The following is a 20227-nucleotide window of genomic DNA, read 5'->3' on the forward strand; positions in this document are numbered from 1 at the left end:
GGCCTTCACCGCCTATGTCGAGCAGGTCTTGGTACCGACACTGCGGTCAGGCGACATCGTCGTGATGGATAACCTTCCGGCTCACAAGCCCGCCGCAGTCCGCGACGCGATTGAGCGGGCCGGCGCCGAGCTCCGCTTCCTGCCGCCCTACAGCCCAGACTTCAACCCGATCGAATTGGCCTTCTCCAAGATCAAGGCGCTACTCAAAAAGGCCGCCGCCCGAACCCTACAAGACCTCTGGGACGCAATCGCTCAGGCCATCGATGCCGTCACGCCGGAAGAGGCCAGAAACTACTTCACCGCTACAGGGTACGATCATGAGTGATCCGAAAACGCTCTAGTTTCGATCACCGATGCAGTTTCCAAGCGATTATTTGAGGATCCCTGTAACAAAATTCGGTCGATCGAAGCTGCCAAAGCTCCCCTCAGTCCGTTCCACGAACGCTGACGTCAGAATGGCCTTGGGAGGAAGGCAGCGGATCGAAGTACGCCTCAAGCCTTAACGAAATCGCACCAAAAGGTGCTGCCCTCGCCCACAACGCTCTCCACCCCGATTTCGCCACCCATGCGCTCGACCAGGCTTTTGGCGATGGTGAGACCGACGCCGGTCCCTTCTCCTGCGATCAGGGCCTGACCTTTCACGCGGCTGAAGATGTTGAAGATTGTGGCCTGCTGGTCCTCCGGGATACCGGGACCGGTGTCGGCGAACCGGAGTCTCACCTTCGTCGGCCCTGTCTCACCGAAGTCTATGGTCACGCGCCCGCCCCGGTGGTTGTACTTGATTGCGTTGGACAGGATATTGACCAGCACCTGACGGACCCGCGCGGGATCGGCGAAACATTGTACGTTCTCACGCTGGGCCGTCTTGTCGACTATTTCGACGTCGTGGCGCATGCCGAGGAAGCGGACCTGCGCCAGCGCTTCTGACAGCACCGCCTGAAGCGACATCGTTTCGGCGGCGATCCGGAATTCCATCTGCTCCGCGTGGGTGAGTTCGAGCACGTCCGTCACGAGGCCGTAGAGCTGATGTGCGGCCGTATGGATGTCGGTAAGCTGGTCCTGCTGCTTCTTGGAGAGCCGGTCGCCGCCAGACATCTTGAGGATTTCGGTGAAGCCTATGATCGCATTGAGCGGGGTGCGGAACTCGTGCGACAGGCTCGCCAGAAAGACACTCTTTGCTTTCGCGGCTTGTTCTGCCTTTGCCTTGGCCTGGAGCAGATCCCGCTCAAGCTCCACGCGCGCAGTGATGTCCTGACAGGTTCCGAAGACAACGATGTCTTTCGATGCGCCGCGCTCGAGCTTGAGGTTGGCTTCGACCCAGATCACCTCGCCGTTCTTGCGGATGAGCCGGTAGACTTCCGGGCCCAACGCCTCCGCGCCGTCGTCGATCCCCTTTTGGATCCAGCCCATGACCCGGTCATGGTCGTCAGGGTGATGAACGGTGTCCGCGATCTCCTGAAGAGACGGCTCGTAACGTTCCTCATAGCCGAGAAGCGTACGCATGCCGTCCGACCAGGTAACCGTGGGCTGACCGAGGGTCCAACTGAAATTCCCGATGCGCGCGAGCCGCTGCGCCTCCGCAAGACGGTCCGAGCTCGTTCGCAGCGCGCCGGTCGCCTCCTCAACCCGGCGCCTCAGAACAAGAGCTGAGAGGACCGCGACGGTGCCAATTACGGCGAGAAACAAGGCCGCCGCGATCAGCCAATCGGGAATCCGGATGACGTCCGCCGGGCTGAACCACTCCTCATAGGCGTCAAAATAGGACGAGCTCGGATCCGTCTGAAGCTGCACGAGACCCGCATCGAACGACGCGACCACGCTCTTCGGGACGGAGGGCGAAAAGGCGAAATAGAGCGCCGACGTGCTGAAGACGAACTGGGCGCGAAGGAGGCCCGAGCCGGCCTCCCGGCTTTCCCCGAAAAGATGGTTCACGATCGCGATGTCTGCTGCCCCGGACAAAACGGCCGCAAAGCTTTCCTTATGGCTCCCGGTCAGGACGTAGTCGATCGTCCAGCCGTTCTCCTGGGCGTACTCGTCGAGCTTCGTGGCCTGAATGCTGCCGTTGAGGACCGCGACGCGACGCCCGTCCAGATCCGCAAGGCCGCCTAGCACTAAGCCCGGCGGTATATAGAGATAGGACCAACTGTAGAGAGCAGGGGTCTCGCCGAAACGGAACCGCTCGGCGCGAGCCTCGGAAAACGCGACGTCCGGCATCACGTCGAGCTCCCCGCGCTCCAGAAGCGACAGGCACTCGTCCCAGACGCACCGACGATAGACGATGTCTCGACCGATGCGCGCTGAGAGGGCCGCCAGTATGTCGGGGAAGAAGCCAGATGCCTCCCCGCTCTGTGTGACGAAGAGCTTCGGCGCATTGTCGTAGACGCCGACGGTCAGTGGCTTCTGGTCACCGACGGCCGCAGCCGACGTCGTAAGGCCGATCGCGAGGAGCACAAGCAACCAGCCGCGCCTCCGCAGCGCGATGCGCCACCAACTTCCGCTGCAGGTCATCTTCAAGCCGAGCCCCCTTGCGTCCGTAACTCTCCACCCGGTCAACTTGGACTCTCTGGTCAGTCACCACCATCAGCTTCAAGGACACCATTAGTACATATGGCGGCGCGCCTCCAATTCACGAGATCAGAGGGATCGACGGCGCCGGGATCATTGGATGGGTTGGAAGCGGGAACTGATTGAGACGGGCCAGGGCCCGGCCTCGCGGTGGCGCGGCTCGGTGAGATCGTCGATCTGGCAAACGTCGAAGACATCGGTCTCAACCACGGCACTGTGCAGCGGGTGCTCGGTGACTTCCTGCGCGCTGTCGTGGCACTCCAGGAGGTAAGTCTGCGGGCGAAGGCGACCGTCGGCGCCGGCTCGACCCGACCCTGCGGCTGAAGGACCGTCGGCTTCGCAGGATCCAGAGCCTCCAAGGCACGTTGACGATCCGTGTCCCACGCTTGGCGCGCATCGGGAGAGCGGGACCGGTGCCGCCGTTGCTGGTCGGATCGGCACGCTCGACCGCCTGCACTGGCGGCTTTGGAATGGCCAGACGGACAGGGTCCGCGACGCGCTCACGCAGATCGAGCGCCAGCCCGTCGAGTGCGCACCGCCATCGGCAATCTCGGGGACTACATCAATGGCCAGAGCTCCTAATCTGGTCGACTACGCCCGGCGCCAGTGGGCCGGGCAGCCGGTCGGTACGTCGCCCTTGGAGGGCTTGGCATATGCATCGGTGTACCGGCAAGCGGCCTGACCCACGCGTTCCAATCAGTCCCTGGCCGCACGCAGTCGCGCCTTACTGTGACACTCGATCCACAATCGCCTGGACGGCCAGATCGGCGGATCGGATGGCACCCTCTTTCCAGCCCCACCAGTAGCTCAGGAAGTCGCCGGCCAGCATGACATTGCCTTCCGGCACCGTCAGACGGGCATAGGCTTGCGGGTCCAGTTCGGGCGGGTTGTTCTGCCAGCCGCCGGGGAAATGCGGCATGTTGTGCCAGGCGATAGAGAGCGCTCGGTCGCGGTGCACCCAATTCGAGAAACCCGGGTGCAGCTTCTCGCCGCCCTCCAGCGCCAGGGCGACACGCTCGGGATGGGACAGCGCGCCGAAGAGCTGAGCGTTGGCGCCACTGTTGTAGGCGCCGGTCAGGACGCCGGTCTTCGAGAAGTAGGAGTCCGACGGATACCAGAGCTGGGTGATCGGGTGATCCGTCCAGCTGATGCCGCCGTAGATCTGGTCGTTCTCTTCCCAGAAGCGGTGGGTCGCCTGCCAACCGAGCTTGAAGGCAGGCGTATCCTGGATGCGGGTCAGCGCATCCGCATAGGCCGGACGGAAATTATTCTTCACTCGGGCGAGAACCGATGGCGCCATGGTCGAAATGCAATAGTCAGCCTGCTCCCGGCCCTTGGCGTGCACAACCACGACACCGGTTTCGGTGTTCACGACCTCGCGGACCGGGCTTTCTGTCACCACGAGGTCCCTGACGGTGCGTCCGCCCGGGATCGCGGCCGCCAGAAAGCCCTTCACGATCATGTCCATGCCGCCGACCGGCTGCATCAGGCTGGTCTGCCAGTAGTCGGTCATGTCGTTGAAGAGCCCGTTCCGCCAGAAGTCACTGTCGAGCAGTGTCTTCAGCTCAAGATCCGGATACAGCGTTCCCGGATCGCGGCCGGCGCCCGGCGGAACCGAATAGCCGGCCCGGCTTGAGCTTCGGTAGACGAGCCGGTCACCCTGGCGGTTCAGCGCACCGAACTGTTCGAGCATGCCCTTGAATGCGGCGTGGTCCTCGGCGGTGATCGACGCATCCAGAGCCGCGGGGTCCGGCACCTTAGCCAACATCTCGCTCAACCGGCCACGCAGGTCGTGTTTGATGCGCCGCAGTTGGACGGGTTGGCCGCCGAGCGCTTGGTCGCTCTGCAGGAGATTGGCCCGGCTCGCGAAGATGTAGGGCTCCATCGCGACGCCGAGCGTGCGGCAGTACTCAAGCACGGCGGTATGATGATGCGGTATGCGCCCGGGGCCGGCGTTCAGGTACAGCCCGTCGTCGAAACGGCAGACCATTTTCTCCCGACCGACCTCGGCATAGCTGTCTCCGGGTCGTACCGTCAGGCTCCTGCCGCCGATATGTCCGTTCGCTTCGACGATCTTCACATCGAAGCCGGCCCGCGCGAGCTGCAGGCCCGCCGTCAGCCCGGCCATCCCAGCTCCGAGGATCACCACGCTTCGTCCGGCGCCGATATCGGCCGGCCTCACCGGTATTCCGGCATGGGCAGGCGGGATCGCCAGCAGGCCGAGCGTTGTCAGACCGTGATAGGCCGCGCCGGCTCCGCCGAGGGCAGCAAGCCGCCCCAGCAGACCCCGTCGGGTCATTGGTCGTCCGTTCCAGTTCATGTCGGGTACCTCTCCCTGCCATTGACGCCAGCTAACGCGATACCGCCCAGGGACGGGTGACGATCCCACCCCCGATATCGAAATAAGAGACGGATTGCCGGTCCGGGGCGATCGCCGCGATCAGACCAGTGACCGGTGTGTCGGGGTCGGCTGCGGTGATGAGCCCGGTGGCGACGACCAGGCCGCCCTCGAGCGATCGCTGACCCGGGAACGGGGTGAAGAGGGCAACCGATCGCAGCATGCGGGTGCGGTCGGCCACCGCCTCTTCATGGTTATGACCGCCGGGGCCGACATACTCGAGAACGGCGACCTCCGGATCCTGCCGGCTGGTGCCGCGGGTGACGATCACCTGTGCCCGATAGGACTCCTCGACCACCGGATTGAATCCGGGCTCGGAAAGCGGGGGATAGGTGGCGAAGCCCGCGCCGACCAACCCGACGGCGACATTGGTGCCGTCGGTGCCGGGAAGCGGGTCCACCAGCTCTGCGATCACCGCGCCTTGTCCTTGGGGTGCGCAGATCGACAGCTTCAGGTCCCGGTCCAAGGCGGCATTGCCGGTGGCGGACGCAAAATTGCCGATGCCGGCCGCCGCTTCGGTGAGGAACTGTCCGCTCAGCACCGCCACCCGGTTGCGTACGCCGGGGCCGTTGCCGACAACGATGTCGTCCCAGTTGTCGCCGTCGATATCGCCGACCGCGACCCGGATGCCGCCGACCCGGTAGGAGACGTCGAAGACCGGGACTTCCAGCTTGAGTTCGGCTTTCCAGCCGTCATCGCTCTTCACGATGTCGTACACCGCGACCGAAGGCCGGGTTCCCGACCCGGATCCGATCACGATCTCGTCCACCGCGTCGCCGTCGATATCGCCGAGCGCCACGCTCGCGCCGTCGCCGGCCCCGCCGAACGGTCGGATCTCCAGAACGGTCTCGGATGGGGACGCCGGATCGATCAGGCGGACCAGCGGTTCGCCCCGCGACGCGGCGACCGCCAAAAAGGCGCCGTACCCACCCAGCGCGTTGCCGATCCCAGCGCTCACGCCGCCGCGGTAGGCCGGATCGAATGCCTGGAAGCGGGAGACTTCCCGACCGCTTGCCGCCTCGACGACGCTCAGCTCCGGCGGAGTGCCGGGACCCGCGCCGACGGCGACCAACTCTTCGGTGCGGGGACGGGAAATCACGACGGACGCCATCATGCCGCTGTCCTCGTGCAGCAGCATGTGACAGTGCATGACGAACTTCCCGGGAAAGGCGGAGGCCTTCATCTTCAGGTGCACTTTGCTGCGACCTGGCAAGGTCAGGGTGTCCATGACCCGGCGGAAGGGATAGATGATCGGGTTCGAGGGCAGATCCGTGCGCAGCTTGGTCAGCGCCTGGTCCTGATAGTACTCGATCCGCTCGATGATGAAGTCGCCCTGGTGGATGTGGATCGGATGCGCCACCTGGGAGTAGGTGCTAACGATCCAGCGCTCGATATCTCCGGAATAGCCCTGGATCACGGCGTTGTTCGGGAAGTAGCCGAAGTTGACCCGGCCTCTCAGATACTGTTCGTCGAAATCGAACGCGATGTCGCGGGTCAGGACCGGTTCGGCCTCGATCAGCGCCGGTGTCTTGGTGGGGGCGAATTCCGGAACCGCGCGCGCCACCGCTTCCCCCGCAACCTCGACAGTAGCCAGCACCAGCGTCGGCACGAAGGCCTGGGGGGGCTGGAAGGTCAGCATCGCCGGCAGGTTACCGACTTGCCGCCCATAGGCGTAGTCGACCACATGGATCAGATGGTAGGTGCCCGGTTCGGACGGCGCCGTCACCGCCCAGGTCAGGCGCTCACCCGGGCCCACGAAGAAATCCTCGATAGGGTCCCGGTGCTTGATCAGATGGCCGGCCAGCGGCACATACTCGTCGTTCCCGTCCTGCGCCAGGATCGTGGTGCGGAACAAGGGGGTGGAGGGATCGACGGTCCCGTCAGCACCGATCCGCGCCAATGCCAGCGAATAGGAGGCGGAGACATTGACGTTCATGGCGGTCCAGATCTGGGTCTCGTTCGGCCGCATCGCGATGGTCGGGTTGAGCTGACCGTTGACGAGGTGACTCGGACGATAGTCCGGCGCTGTTCTCGGCGCGCCGACTGCCGCAGCCGGGTTCGGGTCGGTGAGCGTCGGGCTTGTGTTGTTTGCGACCGGTCCAAGAATGAAGAGGTCCGGGTCTTCCCGGCTGGGGGCGAGTGCCATTCCACTCAGGACAAGCTGCTGAGAGACCAGCCCTTCGACCAGCGGTCGATGCATCGGTGCGACCACGCCGCCGACCTGGATCAGCCCCGCCAGCCCGCCGAACACCTGCGGCGCGGTCGAGCCGTGCATGTGCGGATGATACCAATTCATGCCGTCCGAATGGGTCGCACCGAGGCGCATTTCGGTACGGTAGCTGTGGCCCGGTCGGAAGGCGCGGTAGACGTTGTCTCCTTCGCCGGCGGGGCTTACCAGAAGCCCGTGGGTGTGCAGGTTCGAGGCATCCGGCACCGGCTCGGTTGGGTCGAAATGCAGGTCGCTTGCCTGCAGCACCTCGTTTGGAATCCGCTGGTCCTCGATCCTGAGGCGCAGGGTGTCGCCGGCCTCCAGCATCAGCGTCGGTGCCGGGAAGATCCCGTTATACGACGAGACCACGCCACCGACCCGGCTCTGGCCTTCGAAACTTGCCACCCGATAGGGTCTGGATCCCATCAGCATGGGCGCGGCGGCGGTCCCGGTAATGAGCCGGAGCTCAGCATCGAGGACGCCGTCGACGGACCGCAAAGCCCGGTCTCCGGAGGTCAGATCCAGCAGAGGGCCGTCGGATGGCAGAGGCCCGCCGTCGAACGGTGCGATCGCCACCCCGATCCGCGGTTGGTAGTAGACGACCTCGCCGCAGGGCAGGAAGACCTGGTCGGCGGGCCTCGGTGGACAATGCGGTCTCGGCAGCGGGCCCTCCGCAGCCTGCGCCGGGATCGGAAGGCAGATGCTCAGGCCGATGGTTATCGCGGTCCGGACGACCGCCGCCCGGAGCCTTGGCACAGGTGCAGAGGTGGGCGTCTTCGTCCTGGCTGTCGTCGAAAGTCCGGTCATCACCACACCTCACACTGTTCCGCCAAAGTCCGCTCAACGGACGGCGGTCGCCCGTCAGTCGGCGAGCACGGCGTTACATTCGATCTCGACGCTCGCGCCAAGCGGGAGTGCCGGGACGATCACTGTGGACCTCGCCGGAGGGTTTGTCGGGAAATACTCCCGATATGCCTCGTTCATCTTCGGGAAGTCCTCGATATCTGCCAGCAGCACCATGCATTTGACGGTGTTCTCAAACGACCCGCCGGCCAGCTCCACATACTCTTTGATATAGGCGAGCGACTGGCGTGCCTCGGCGCTGACGCCGCCCGGGACGAGTTCCGCCTTGCCTGGCACATGACCGAGAACGCCGGAGACGTAGATCGTGTCGCCGGCGCGCACGACAGCTGAATAGGGGAGGCCGGGCAGGTTGTGGTCGGGGTACGCCTTGATCTCGCCGGCCCGACCAGGGGTCGGCATCCCAGCGGCCGCGACAAGAACCGCGAACGCCGGCAATGCGAGGGCCCAGGCCCTGAAATTCTTGGGGAGCTTCATGTCATCCTCCTGTTGTTAATTCGGTTTGCCGCCCTTCGGTCGAGCGGATCGGCTCGGGTTGGGCGTGGTGTGCAGGGGTGTTGCGCCGTGTCCAGAACGGGTGCCGGGCGAAGCGACGCTCGCGTCGGTAGATCGCCGTCTGCTCCGCTCGGAACCGGGCGACACCATCGGCCACCCGGTCGGCATAGGCATCCAGTGCCGCCGTATCGCCGGCCAGAGACCGAGACACGGCCTCGGCAGCGTTGATGGCGGTCCAGAGAGCGGTCGTCATGCCATGAGCGGAGAGCGGATCGAACGCCGCCGCGGCATCGCCGACCGCGATCCAGTCGGGTCCGGCGGCGCGATCGAGCCAAGTCGAACCGGCGCTCGTCAGGTCGGGTACCTGCGCGATCTCGAACCCGCCGGTGTCTATCCATTTCGAGATGTAGCAGGTGTCGGCGATCAGCCGGCCCCATGCCTCCTGATCGCGTCCCAGGCCACGTGGCAGAAGATCCGGATCGGTGTAGTGGTTGACCGCCAGACAGCCATCGGCGAGTAGGCTGGCATACCACCAACCGTCCGGGACGGCCTCGATCAGCGTGGTTCGGGTCGGATCGATATCGGATGATCGCTGCCTCAGGAAGGCGACGGCAGCGATCATCCGATCCTGGCGCCGCATGACCGTCATCCGACGTCCGATCAGGCTCGACCGACCAGTTGCGTCGACCAGCAGGCCCGCCGTCAGCGTTCCGCCGTCGATGGTTCTCAGCCACCAACCGCTATCAGTTCTGCAGGCCGTGTGGACGGACGTGGGCAGGCGTGTCGCGCCCGAATCTAACGCAAGGCCGAGCAGGTCCTTCTCGAAGGCATTGCGGTCGATTGCCGTGCCGAGACCGCCTGGTAGGGCCATCGCGCTGCGTTCGAGCAGCGCCCGTGTGCCCCAATTGGAGAAACTCGTCTCCATCCGTCGATGGACCGGCCTGTCGAGAAAGCGACCCGCGCCCAGCGTTTCAAGCAACGGCCGGGCCGCTGCGGCGAGGCTCTCGCCCGCGCGCGGCCTGTCCTCGCGCGGCGGCGCGATCCAGAGAACCGGCAATCCCCGGAGACGGAGGGCGGCACTGGCTGCCGCGCCGGCGATACCGCCGCCGATAACGGCCACCGTACCTTCGGACAGGGAACGGGCCGGGTCGGCGGTCATGGCAGTTGCCCCATCCCCGGGGTCCATTTCATCCGGATCTCGATATTGCCACGGCCGACCTCGACGAAGAGATCCTCGGGGATGCCATCGGGGCGCGCACCGTCGGTGGGTCCCGGCCTCTTCACCACGAAGCCCATCTCCTGCCACAGGGTGATCATGTTGATGATGCCGTCCCAGTAGCTGGCGTTCGCGTGATAGCCGACCCCGGGAACGCCCCGCGCCCACCACACCCGATTCTCGAAGAACTTCACCCGGTCGGCATCGGACAGGTCGGTGCGCATCAGCTGCTCGTAGAATTCCTCCGGCAGCACATCGACCGGCAGCAGGGCCGGCCACCAGACCGGGACCGGAAAGGCGTCCTGCATGGCGACCCGCTGGCAGCTGAAGGCATCCGGTTGCCAGGGAAGTCCCATCCACCGTGTCAGATCTCCCGGCATCTGCGGGCCGATCGGGATCGTCTCGTTTCCCTTGTGTTGCGTGGCAGCATCGAAATCGAGAATTCGCCCGACGTCCTGCAACAGGGACGGGCGGCTTCCCCTTGCGATGCGGAACGGCTCGGCCGCAGTGTCGGTATGGCGTCGATAGAGCGGCGCCAGTCGCAGGTAGTAGGAAAGTTCCACGCCCGGATGAAAGGCACCGCCCGAGCACGGTTCCAACGCTGCCTCAGTCAGGGCCGAGGGCTGGAGAGCCGCCGGCAACTGCTCGATCCGCTCGACGACGTCCAGGTCAGCATCAGCGAAATCGTCGACGAAATCGCCGGCCGCCCAGCGTCTCAGGTACTCGTACTGAAGCTTCGGAAACTGGAACCACTGGAGCGGGCTGCCGTCATGGTCGATCCCGTCGCCGGTCATCAGGGGGATCTTGAGGTGCTCGTCCTTGTAGGCATCGTCGCCCAGATTGTCCGGGTTGCGGAAGGCGTCGAACACCGCGAGCCGCAGCGGCGCATTCTCCGGACGCGGATCCGCCAGTTTCGCGATGAAGGCCTCGCTACCGAGATCTCCGATATCGAGCCAGGCTTCCCGCAGATTTGCCGCTGCGGAGACCCATTCCATAAGGGCTGCCCGTCGGAAGGTCGGGTAGACGTGCTTGCGGAAGGATATCGGGCCTTCCGGGATCTCCTCCCAGCCCTGCTCCCAGTTGAGGCTCGCGATGACGTCGTAAAGTGTGCTGATGGGCGGAATTTCAGGGGCGAAGTTCGGTCCAACGCAGGCGACCCAGGCGCCGTCCGCCTGTAACGTCCGCCCGTCGTCCAGGGTCACGGTGGCGTCCACCGGTCCATCGCACCAGTCGTCGTACCAGCCGTCATTGTCGGCGAAGCTGGTGATCGGGGCGTTCTGCGGCGAGCCGGCCACACCGTCCGGCGGCATGACGATCAGCCGGCCTTTGTCGTCCGTGCGCACCTGCCCGAGTCCGACATCCAGGCTTTCCCAGAAGCGGCCGACCATCCTGTAGTCGGTCAGGTCGCCGGCCGCGTTGACATCGGTGCCGCTGATCGTCACCGGACCAGGGTCGATCACAAGCATGCGCTCCCGGTCCGCATCGCTCTGATAGGCGCGGTTGCGCTGACGTCCCGGCAAGCCCGGCGCCGTGGCTCCATTGTCGAGGGGATTGCTGAAACCGTACCAGGCCGCCTTGGTGTTGGCGACGTGGACCCGCCAGGAGATCGTCGCCTCGGTCGTGGTTATCTCGCCGATGACGCGATCCCGATCATCAAAGGCGTAAATGCGGAATCTCTGCGCCTGTTTCTTGATACGGTCGGTACCGTCCTTGAAGCCGCCCTCGGGCTGCGGCGGTACGCCGGGCAGTTCGGGGGCCAGAAACCATTTCGGACTGCCGCCGACACGGGAGATTCCCAGCGCAGGATAGATCGCCACACGTGCGATCCGTGCCCCCTCGGGCGCGGCCTCCGCCGGTGTGGTTGCGGCGACTGCCGGCTTGATCGGTAAGGGAAATCCGAGACCGGCGATCCAGGCCGCCGTTCCGGCGCCGGCCAGAAAGTCCCTCCGGCGGGTCTCTGTCTTGTCTGGCATTCCAATCCCCATGCTCTGCACGCCATTGGCTGGGGAGTATGGGGAGCCGTCGATACCGCCACCTACCGTATGTCCGGATTTCTCACACGGTATGTCCGGAATATCCGACAGTGCTCAGGATTTGGCGGTCCCAGACAGCAATGAAACAAAGCTGCTCGGTTCGATGGTGAAGGACGTCGCAAAGAGTCCTTGCATCATTAAGGGTCTTAGAGTGCGAAGAGCTGAGGAGCATCAGGCATTGGGACGTAGGCGATCATCAGGTTAGTCTTTTGACGGTGGCTGGCGGCGTTCCAGAAGATCTCTTCGGTCGGCTCCGGTTTCAGGAAGTCGACCTGGCGGGAAGGACCAGAGATGAGGAAAAAAGCGGGCGCCATCCTGGCACAAGAAAGCATCCCCGTTCCACATGCGCATTTCAAACTGGACGGTGTACCGGAGCGGGAACGCTTCGACGTCTGGCGTGAGAGCATCTCCTGTGTCTTCGAGGTCGAGGCTGATCGCCAGGTTCGCAACGACAATTTCCACGCTGAGATCGATGCGAACATGTTCGGCTCGATCATGCTTGCGCGCACCAGAACCCTACAGCAGCGCTGGGAACGCTCGCCCCGGCTGATGGCCCGCGACGGTATGGACCACTACATGATCCAGCTGTACGAAAAAGGCGACATGCTCTGGGAGACGAAGACCGGCACACGGAGCTTCCCGACCGATGGTCTGGTGATCTTTGATCTGGCGCAGCCGGCCGTCTCGCGGACGAACAATTTCGCGAACATCTCCCTGTTCATTCCCCGAAGCATGCTGGAGGATCAGCTCACATCGGCAGACGACCAGCACCTGCGCGTGCTCACCGGCGAAGAGCCGATGGTGCAATTGCTGCGCGACCATATGAGTTCACTCAAGGCGCTCTCGAGCCGGATGACGGCGCGGCAAGGCGCGGAGATTGCGCCGGCGACGGTGGGCCTCGCTGCGGCGTGCCTTAACGCCGCCGCATCTCCCGACAGGCCGAACCAAGCCTCCGGCGTTGCCTTCGCCAAACTGACACGCGCGCGGCGACATATCGAAGCCCGCTTGGATGATCCCGACCTGTCGGTTGATCTGATCTGCCGCAACCTGGGGATATCCCGCACCAAGCTATACGAACTGTTCGATTCCTTCGGAGGCATCGGCACCTATATCCGGGACCGACGGCTGAGACAGGCCTTGGTCGCGCTGGCAGACAAGACCCGGGCACACCACTCGACCTACGATATCGCCCTGGCGGCCGGCTATAGCAGCGATGCGGCCTTCGTCCGGGCGTTCCACCGACGCTATGGCGTCACCCCGAACGATGTTCGCCATGCCGGATATGCCCCAAGAAGCTCAGAGCATCATGACCGACCCGGCCTGGACCGCCGTCACGAGGACTGGGTGAAGCATTTGATGATCTAGAGCCAAATCCGACCATATTGAATCATTTCATGATTCAATATGGTTGGTGAATTTGTCTCTAAAACAATGAGATAGAGCAGAGTCACGCACGCTGACGCGATCACGAAGTGATCCCGTCACCGCACGATCTGCTCTAGATTTTAGCTTTCATTGGGTTGGGGATGAACTGCGAACGCTAAGGAGGGGGATACGCAAAATGCATAGATAAGTAGGCCAGTTGCTTCTGACGACCGAGCCGCCAGTCGATGCGACCGACTCTTAAGTGCCCGACTCTCGCCTATAGTCGAAGTTCCAACCGGATCCGTCGTTTTGCGGAACCGCATATTCGTATTTACCGGACCGATAATGCTTCGGCAGCGCCGAGCGCTGGCCAATTCTGAACTCAATCGAAAGCCGATAGTCGCCGCCTTCTGGAAGCTTTTGCGTGCTATGTAAGGTTGTCTGATGGAACAGCAACACGGAGCCAGCCGTAACAACGGGAGTCGTTACCAAAGAGTCGATCGGCGCGCCATAGATCCGCTCAAGATCTGCTTCGGTATGTACGGTCGGTCCACCCATTTTATTTTGATTAAAAGCGTTGATAAAAACCCGGATATCACATTCCGGACGCAAGAACGTCAAGCCGGGTGCGGTTTCTCCGACATCGACGGTTGGCACCCAGAAGTTGAGCGTTGTGCTCTCAGTTCCCATGAACTGACCATCGAGATGGAAAGCCAGGTGACTGTCGTACTGGCCGGGTTCATGGAAGCGAAATGCGCATTCATGCATTAAAAAGACGGGCTGATCCCGTAGCACTTTCTCCGCTACTTGCAGGCAAGGAGATGCGCAAAACATACTCATAATCGACTCGCGGATTTCAGCGCCGCGTTCACCTTTATGTTCATCGATCATCGCGAAGTTAGCGGAGTTCTGATACTCCGGTTTCATTTCATCAGGAAAAGCAGAGTTGAGAAGGTCGGCGAGTTTTCCGACTTCTTGTTTTGTAAATGCATCCTTCAAAACAATAGGAAACATGGTACCTCCATGAAATCTGCCGATACAGCATAAACCATACAGATGCCGACCGCATTGAACGCCCGGTACCCTTGAGCGCAATTGATCTGCTCCGACAGGACGCGCTGGACGGATAAGGGGCCGAGATTCGTCCTGGGTTTTCCCTTGATGATGGTGTGGCTGCCAGAGCTGAGAATCAAGCGGAACCGGCTCGAGAGCCGGTCAGGTGTGGTCCATGAGCACAGGCTTCTTTGACTTATTTTTCGCATGAGAAGCGATCAACGACGGGCGCTAGTCAGTTGCCACAGGCTCGGGTCTTTCAGGTCCAGCGCGCCAGCCGGCCATGTTCCATCCAGGTAATTCGTTAATGAAGCCGAATATCAGAAAATACCGAGCCGGTTCATAGTGAAATTTATCGGTAAATGGTGCCAGGAATGTTTCTTCGTCGACAAAGTCATCGCGAACGAAGTACGCATTTGATCCACCGACTCCACAGCCGACAAGGGAGTATTTCTTAGATTTCATCAATCTTGTATAAGCCGTTAGTGATGCACTAAAATGATCATCTCCCTGAAATATATGATCGGAGTTGTACGGCATCACCCAGTCGAACGGGGGAGGGAATTTCGCATTGTATTCAACGACAATAACTCTTGGGTTTACCTGATCAATTACCGAGAGTACGTGGTAGTCATTGCCATCGATATCAACGCTTAAAAAATCAATCTCCCTGTCATCGATCACGGAACTGGGCCAAATTACCGAATTGACATTATCTTTATTTATGTAGCAGCACTTTGCTTCAAGGCGGGTGCCAATACTATTGAGAAAATTGCCGTTAATGTAGTTAATGTTTTCTTGATTTCCATCAATCCAAATACCGGACCATCCCTGTTTAAGAAGATAGCGGGTGTTATTTTCCAGTCCATACCCGCATCCAATTTCGATGAATGTATGATTCCTGATGCCAATCCTGCGGAAAATTTCTTGTATTATGCCATCTTCATCCACTTGCCCGTATACTTTGAAGCCTGACCGTATAAGGCTTCGTGGATCTTCATATTTCTGGTCTTTTATAATATCTCTATAACATTGGTAGGCGGCTGGGATCGTGCTGTAAACGCTGTCGAATGTTTGCTGATCGGCCCATCTTCCAGTCCATCTTTGAGGGTATTGCTTCTGGTTCATCGCTCTCTCGCTAGTAGGGCCCCAGCCGCGGGCGCAGATCTGTTGGAAACTTTTAATACTCTAACCGCGGTTGATATGCCTTCGCAAATTACTCTCCAATTTGAATGGACGTTTTCGGATCAGATTTCCTGGGTCGGAAAACAAACGACGTGGAGTCCGACCGGTGACCGGCTCCCGATCCGCCGCTCCCGGTCGCCTCGACGCAAGACTGTGGCCCCGGGCCATGGTGAATGGGCCTAGTCCCAGCCCTTTGCCAGCCTGCCACTTTTCGGCTAGGGACGGGATGTCGGCGTTCCATGTTCGCCTGCCGCCGACCCCGAAACCCGGACCCGGAAGCACCCCATGGCGCGCCCCAACATCCTCATCCTGATGGTCGACCAGCTGAACGGAACCCTGTTCCCGGACGGACCGGCGCCGTGGCTGCACACCCCGAACCTGCGCCGCCTGGCCGAGCGCTCGACCCGTTTCGCCAACGCCTACACGGCCTCGCCGCTCTGCGCGCCGGGACGGGCGTCGTTCATGTCGGGCCAGCTTCCCTCGCTGACCGGGGTCTACGACAATGCCGCCGAGTTCTCCTCGGCCATCCCGACCTATGCCCATCATCTGCGCCGGGCCGGCTACCAGACCTGCCTCAGCGGCAAGATGCATTTCGTCGGCCCGGACCAGCTCCACGGTTTCGAGGAGCGGCTGACCACCGACATCTACCCGGCCGATTTCGGCTGGACCCCGGACTACCGCAAGCCCGGGGAGCGGATCGACTGGTGGTACCACAACCTCGGCTCGGTCACCGGCGCCGGCGTGGCCGAGATCTCCAACCAGATGGAGTACGACGACGAGGTCGCCTACCACGCGGTGCGCAAGCTCTACGACCTGTCGCGTGGCCGTGACGGGCGGCCCTGGTGCCTCACGGTCAGCTTCACCCATCCGCACGACCCCTATGTGGCCCGGCGCAAATACTGGGACCTGTACGAGGACTGCGAGCACCTGCAGCCCACCGTCCCGGCGATGGATTACGAAGACCACGACCCGCATTCCCAGCGGATCTTCGACGCCAACGACTGGCGCAGCTTCGACATCACCGAGGAGAACATCCGCCGGTCCCGCCAGGCCTATTTCGCCAATATCAGCTATCTGGACGACAAGATCGGCGAGATCCTCGACACCCTGGAGCGCACCCGGCAGGAGGCGATCATCCTGTTCGTCTCCGACCACGGCGACATGCTCGGCGAGCGCGGATTGTGGTTCAAGATGAGCTTCTTCGACGGTTCGTCGCGGGTGCCGCTGATGATCTCCGCACCCGGCATGGCGCCGGGCCTGATCGCCGCCCCGGCCTCCACCCTGGACGTCACGCCGACCCTGGCGGAACTCGCCGGCATCTCCATGGAGGAGGTCACGCCCTGGACCGAGGGCAAGAGCCTTGTCTCCGTCCCGGGCGGCACACCGCGGCCGGGCTCGGTCGCCATGGAATACGCCGCCGAAGGCTCCTACGCCCCGCTGGTCGGGTTGCGCCGGGGCAGGTGGAAGTACACCCGCTGTGTGCTCGACCCGGAGCAGTTGTTCGATCTGGAGGCCGATCCGCACGAACTGACCAATCTGGCCGCCGATCCGGCCCATGCCGACACCCTGGCCGAGTTCCGGGCCGAGGCGGATGGGCGCTGGGACCTCGCCCGGTTCGACGCCGAGGTGCGCTCCAGTCAGGCGAGGCGCTGGGTGGTGTACGAGGCCCTGCGCAACGGCGCCTATTACCCCTGGGACCACCAGCCGCTGCTGAAGGCGTCGGAGCGCTTCATGCGCAACCACATGGATCTCAATGTGGTCGAAGAGAACCAGCGCTTCCCGCGCGGCGAATGAGGAACCGGCAATGACCTACGACGCACAACCCAAGGCCAGCCATTTCATCGCTGGCAAATACGTGGAAGACAGTGCCGGCGACCCTCTGGACGTTGTCTATGCCGCGACCGGCGAGACCATCGCCCGCCTGCACGCCGCCACCCCGGCGATCGTGGACAGGGCCCTGGCCTCGGCCAAGGCGGCGCAGGCCGGCTGGGCGGCGATGAGCGGAACCGAGCGCGGCCGGGTACTGCGCCGCGCGGCCGACATCCTGCGCGAGCGCAACCGCGAGCTCTCGGTGCTGGAAACGCTCGATACCGGCAAGCCGCTGTCGGAGACCCTGGTGGCGGACGCGACCTCCGGCGCCGACGCGCTGGAGTATTTCGGCGGGCTGGCCGGCAGCCTGACCGGCGAGCATGTGCAGCTCGCGGGCGGCGATTTCGTCTACACCATGCGCAAGCCGCTGGGCGTGTGCGTCGGCATCGGCGCCTGGAACTATCCGACCCAGATCGCCTGCTGGAAGGCCGCCCCGGCGTTGGCCTGCGGCAACGCGATGGTGTTCAAACCGTCGGAAATGACGCCGCTCTGCACCCTGAAGGTGGCGGAGATCCTGATGGAAGCGGGCGCGCCGGCGGGGGTGTTCAACGTGGTCCAGGGCTACGGCCCGGTCGGGGCGGCGCTGACCACCGATCCGCGGGTGGCGAAAGTCTCGCTCACCGGCTCGGTGCCGACGGGGCGCAAGGTCTACGCGGCGGCGGCCGAAGGCATCAAGCACGTCACCATGGAACTGGGCGGCAAGTCGCCGATCCTGGTATTCGACGACGCCGATGTGGAGGCCGCCGTCAGCGGCGCCATCGTCGGCAACTTCTACAGCTCCGGCCAGATCTGCTCCAACGGCACCCGGGTCTTCGTACAGAAGGGGATCAAGGAGGCGTTTCTGGCGCGCCTGACCGAGCGGCTGGCCGACGCGGTGATCGGCGACCCGATGGACGAGGCGACCACCTACGGCCCGATGGTCTCCGAACGCCAGCTCAAGATCGTCGAAGGCTACATCGCCAAGGGGATCGAGGAGGGCGCGCGGCTGGTCGCCGGCGGCAGGCGGATCGACCGGCCCGGCTGGTACCTGGAGCCGACCGTCTTCGCCGATGTGACCGACGGCATGACCATCGCGCGGGAGGAGATTTTCGGCCCGGTGATGTCGGTGCTGGACTTCGCCGACGAGGCCGACGGGATCGCCCGGGCCAACGCCACCGAGTTCGGCCTGGCCGCCGGCGTGTTCACGAAGGACCTCGCCCGCGCCCACCGGGTGGTCGGGCAGCTGGAGGCGGGGAGCCTGTACATCAACGCCTATAACCTGACCCCGGTGGAGGCGCCGTTCGGCGGCGTGAAGGCGTCCGGCGTGGGGCGCGAGAACTCCAAGGAGGCGATCCACCATTACTCCGAGGTGCGCTCGGTCTATGTCGCGGTGAACGCGCCGGAAGCGCCGTATTGAGGGGCAGGCCCCTGCCACGTCCTCTCACTCCCCGGATTCATTCCGGGGCCCACGCGTCGCCCGCCTCGGGCGTGAGAGGGTCTCTCCCCGACGACTGAGGCAACCCAGGGGTAGACCCCGGAATAAATCCGGGGAGTGCAGGAATAGGTAATGGGAACGAAGAAAGGCCCGCGCCGGGGGTGGCGCGGGCCTTTCCTTTTTGGTCGCCGTCTTCCCGGGCTTGCCCCGGGATCCAGAGAGCGGCGCGATGGAACGCCTCCGATAAATCGTCGACGCTCCGGCGTGCGGCGCCCTCGACCCCGGCGCGGAGGCCGGGGAGACGGGAGAGGGCGATCTATCGCCCGCCCTCAGTCCGCCGCTTCGGCGCCGAACTCGCGGGCGAGGTCGTTGGCGATGTCCGTGCGCTCCCAGCCGAAGCCGCCGTCCTTTTCCACCGGCCGGCCGAAATGGCCGTAGGCGGCGGTACGGGCGTAGATCGGCTTCAGCAGGCCCAGATGCTCGCGGATGCCGCGCGGGGTGAGCCGCACGCGCTCGCGCAGGATCTTGCCGAGACGGTCCTCGTCGACCCGGCCGGTGCCCTGGGTGTCGACATAGACCGCGACCGGCTCCGGCACGCCGATGGCATAGGCAAGCTGGATCACGCATTTGTCGGCCAGCCCGGCGGCGACCACGTTCTTCGCCAGGTAGCGCGCGGCGTAGGCGGCCGAGCGGTCGACCTTGGTCGGGTCCTTGCCGGAGAAGGCACCGCCGCCATGGGGGGCGGCCCCGCCATAGGTGTCGACGATGATCTTGCGTCCGGTCAGGCCGGCGTCGCCGTCCGGACCGCCGATCACGAAGCGGCCGGTCGGGTTCACCAGCAGCCGGTCGTCCGGCAGGGTCCAGCCTTCCGGCAGGGCCTGGGTGACGAACGGCTTCACCATGTCGCGCACCGTGTCCTGGTCGACCGCGCCGTCATGCTGGGTCGAGACCACGACGGTGTCGATGCCGACCGGCTTGCCGTTCTGGTAGCGCAGGGTGACCTGGCTCTTGCTGTCCGGGCCGAAGCGCGGCTCCTTGCCGGACTTCCGGGCCTCCGCCATCAGCCGCAGGATGCGGTGGGAGAACTGGATCGGCGCCGGCATCAGCTCTTCGGTCTCGTTGCAGGCATAGCCGAACATGATGCCCTGGTCGCCGGCACCTTCTTCGGCCTTGTTGCCGGCATCGACGCCGAGCGCGATGTCGGAGGACTGGGCGTGCAGGCGGTTGACGATCTCGCAGGTCTCCCAGTGGAAGCCGTCCTGCTCGTAGCCGATGTCCTTGATCGCCTCGCGGGCGATGCCCTCGACGTCCTTCAGCACGGCCTCGGGGCCGCGGACCTCTCCTGCGATGGTGACGTGATTGGTGGTCGCTAGGGTTTCGCAGGCGACGCGCACGTCCTCGCCGGTGGCCAGGAAGGCGTCGAGCACGGAGTCCGACACCCGGTCGCAGACCTTGTCCGGATGGCCCTCGGAGACGGATTCGCTGGTGAACAGCCACGTTCTGTCAGTCATGTCTGACGGTCCTTTGTTGTTGTCGGGAAGAGGCGCCGGGGCGGGGCTGCGGT

At 63.6% G+C, this 20227-nt stretch carries 13 protein-coding genes; 4 read left to right on the plus strand and 9 right to left on the minus strand.

Features of this window, described 5'->3' with window-relative positions:
• Nucleotides 1-325 (plus strand): transposase (locus tag BLS34_RS18060; RefSeq protein WP_139189384.1); only part of this gene is annotated, 325 nt, incomplete at its 5' end.
• Nucleotides 326-492: 167 nt separating this feature from the next.
• On the opposite strand, the gene BLS34_RS18065 is transcribed toward BLS34_RS18060, so the two are convergent.
• The 6 genes from BLS34_RS18065 to goxA all read right to left on the minus strand — a co-directional run bounded on the left by BLS34_RS18065 (nt 493) and on the right by goxA (nt 11717).
• The gene (locus BLS34_RS18065; RefSeq protein ID WP_028795816.1) at nt 493-2508 is read right to left on the minus strand and encodes an ATP-binding protein; all 2016 of its coding nucleotides are present in this window, start codon (nt 2506-2508) and stop codon (nt 493-495) included.
• Nucleotides 2509-3289: 781 nt separating this feature from the next.
• Nucleotides 3290-4885 (minus strand): flavin monoamine oxidase family protein, encoded by a 1596-nt coding sequence (locus BLS34_RS18070; protein ID WP_093152561.1) that lies wholly within the window; start codon nt 4883-4885, stop codon nt 3290-3292.
• A 31-nt stretch (nt 4886-4916) separates the two neighbouring features.
• Entirely contained in the window at nt 4917-7670 is a 2754-nt protein-coding gene (locus BLS34_RS18075; RefSeq protein ID WP_139189386.1) for a multicopper oxidase domain-containing protein, read from the minus strand.
• 363 nt (nt 7671-8033) lie between these two features.
• Nucleotides 8034-8510 carry a RidA family protein gene (locus BLS34_RS18080; protein WP_215906155.1) on the minus strand — a complete coding sequence of 159 codons (477 nt, stop codon included), beginning with the start codon at nt 8508-8510 and terminating at the stop codon, nt 8034-8036.
• A 1-nt stretch (nt 8511) separates the two neighbouring features.
• Complete coding sequence (gene goxB / locus BLS34_RS18085) at nt 8512-9687, minus strand: glycine oxidase maturase GoxB (RefSeq protein WP_175474289.1); 1176 nt, start codon at nt 9685-9687, stop codon at nt 8512-8514.
• A complete protein-coding gene (gene goxA, locus BLS34_RS18090; RefSeq protein WP_093152568.1) occupies nt 9684-11717 on the minus strand; it encodes a CTQ-dependent glycine oxidase GoxA in 2034 nt (677 codons plus the stop codon). The genes goxB and goxA overlap by 4 nt, the downstream gene beginning before the upstream one ends.
• A gap of 351 nt (nt 11718-12068) precedes the next feature.
• Between goxA and BLS34_RS18095 the strand changes: the two genes are divergently transcribed.
• Nucleotides 12069-13142 carry a helix-turn-helix domain-containing protein gene (locus tag BLS34_RS18095; RefSeq protein ID WP_093152571.1) on the plus strand — a complete coding sequence of 358 codons (1074 nt, stop codon included), beginning with the start codon at nt 12069-12071 and terminating at the stop codon, nt 13140-13142.
• 258 nt (nt 13143-13400) lie between these two features.
• On the opposite strand, the gene BLS34_RS25535 is transcribed toward BLS34_RS18095, so the two are convergent.
• Both BLS34_RS25535 and BLS34_RS25540 read right to left on the minus strand, forming a co-directional pair.
• Nucleotides 13401-14156: a phytanoyl-CoA dioxygenase family protein gene (locus BLS34_RS25535; RefSeq protein WP_139189387.1), complete on the minus strand. Its 756-nt coding sequence runs from the start codon at nt 14154-14156 to the stop codon at nt 13401-13403.
• 270 nt (nt 14157-14426) lie between these two features.
• A complete protein-coding gene (locus BLS34_RS25540; protein ID WP_139189388.1) occupies nt 14427-15323 on the minus strand; it encodes an FkbM family methyltransferase in 897 nt (298 codons plus the stop codon).
• Nucleotides 15324-15665: 342 nt separating this feature from the next.
• Here BLS34_RS25540 and betC point away from each other — a divergent pair, with 342 nt between their 5' ends.
• The gene (gene betC / locus BLS34_RS18100) at nt 15666-17174 is read left to right on the plus strand and encodes a choline-sulfatase (protein ID WP_093152573.1); all 1509 of its coding nucleotides are present in this window, start codon (nt 15666-15668) and stop codon (nt 17172-17174) included.
• Nucleotides 17175-17184: 10 nt separating this feature from the next.
• A complete protein-coding gene (betB, locus tag BLS34_RS18105) occupies nt 17185-18645 on the plus strand; it encodes a betaine-aldehyde dehydrogenase (protein ID WP_093152575.1) in 1461 nt (486 codons plus the stop codon).
• 347 nt (nt 18646-18992) lie between these two features.
• Here betB and metK read toward each other — a convergent pair whose 3' ends face one another.
• A complete protein-coding gene (gene metK / locus BLS34_RS18110) occupies nt 18993-20174 on the minus strand; it encodes a methionine adenosyltransferase (protein ID WP_028795808.1) in 1182 nt (393 codons plus the stop codon).
• Nucleotides 20175-20227: the final 53 nt, after the last annotated feature.

Origin of the sequence: Thalassobaculum litoreum DSM 18839, from assembly GCF_900102465.1 — a bacterium.
Taxonomy (GTDB): domain Bacteria; phylum Pseudomonadota; class Alphaproteobacteria; order Thalassobaculales; family Thalassobaculaceae; genus Thalassobaculum; species Thalassobaculum litoreum.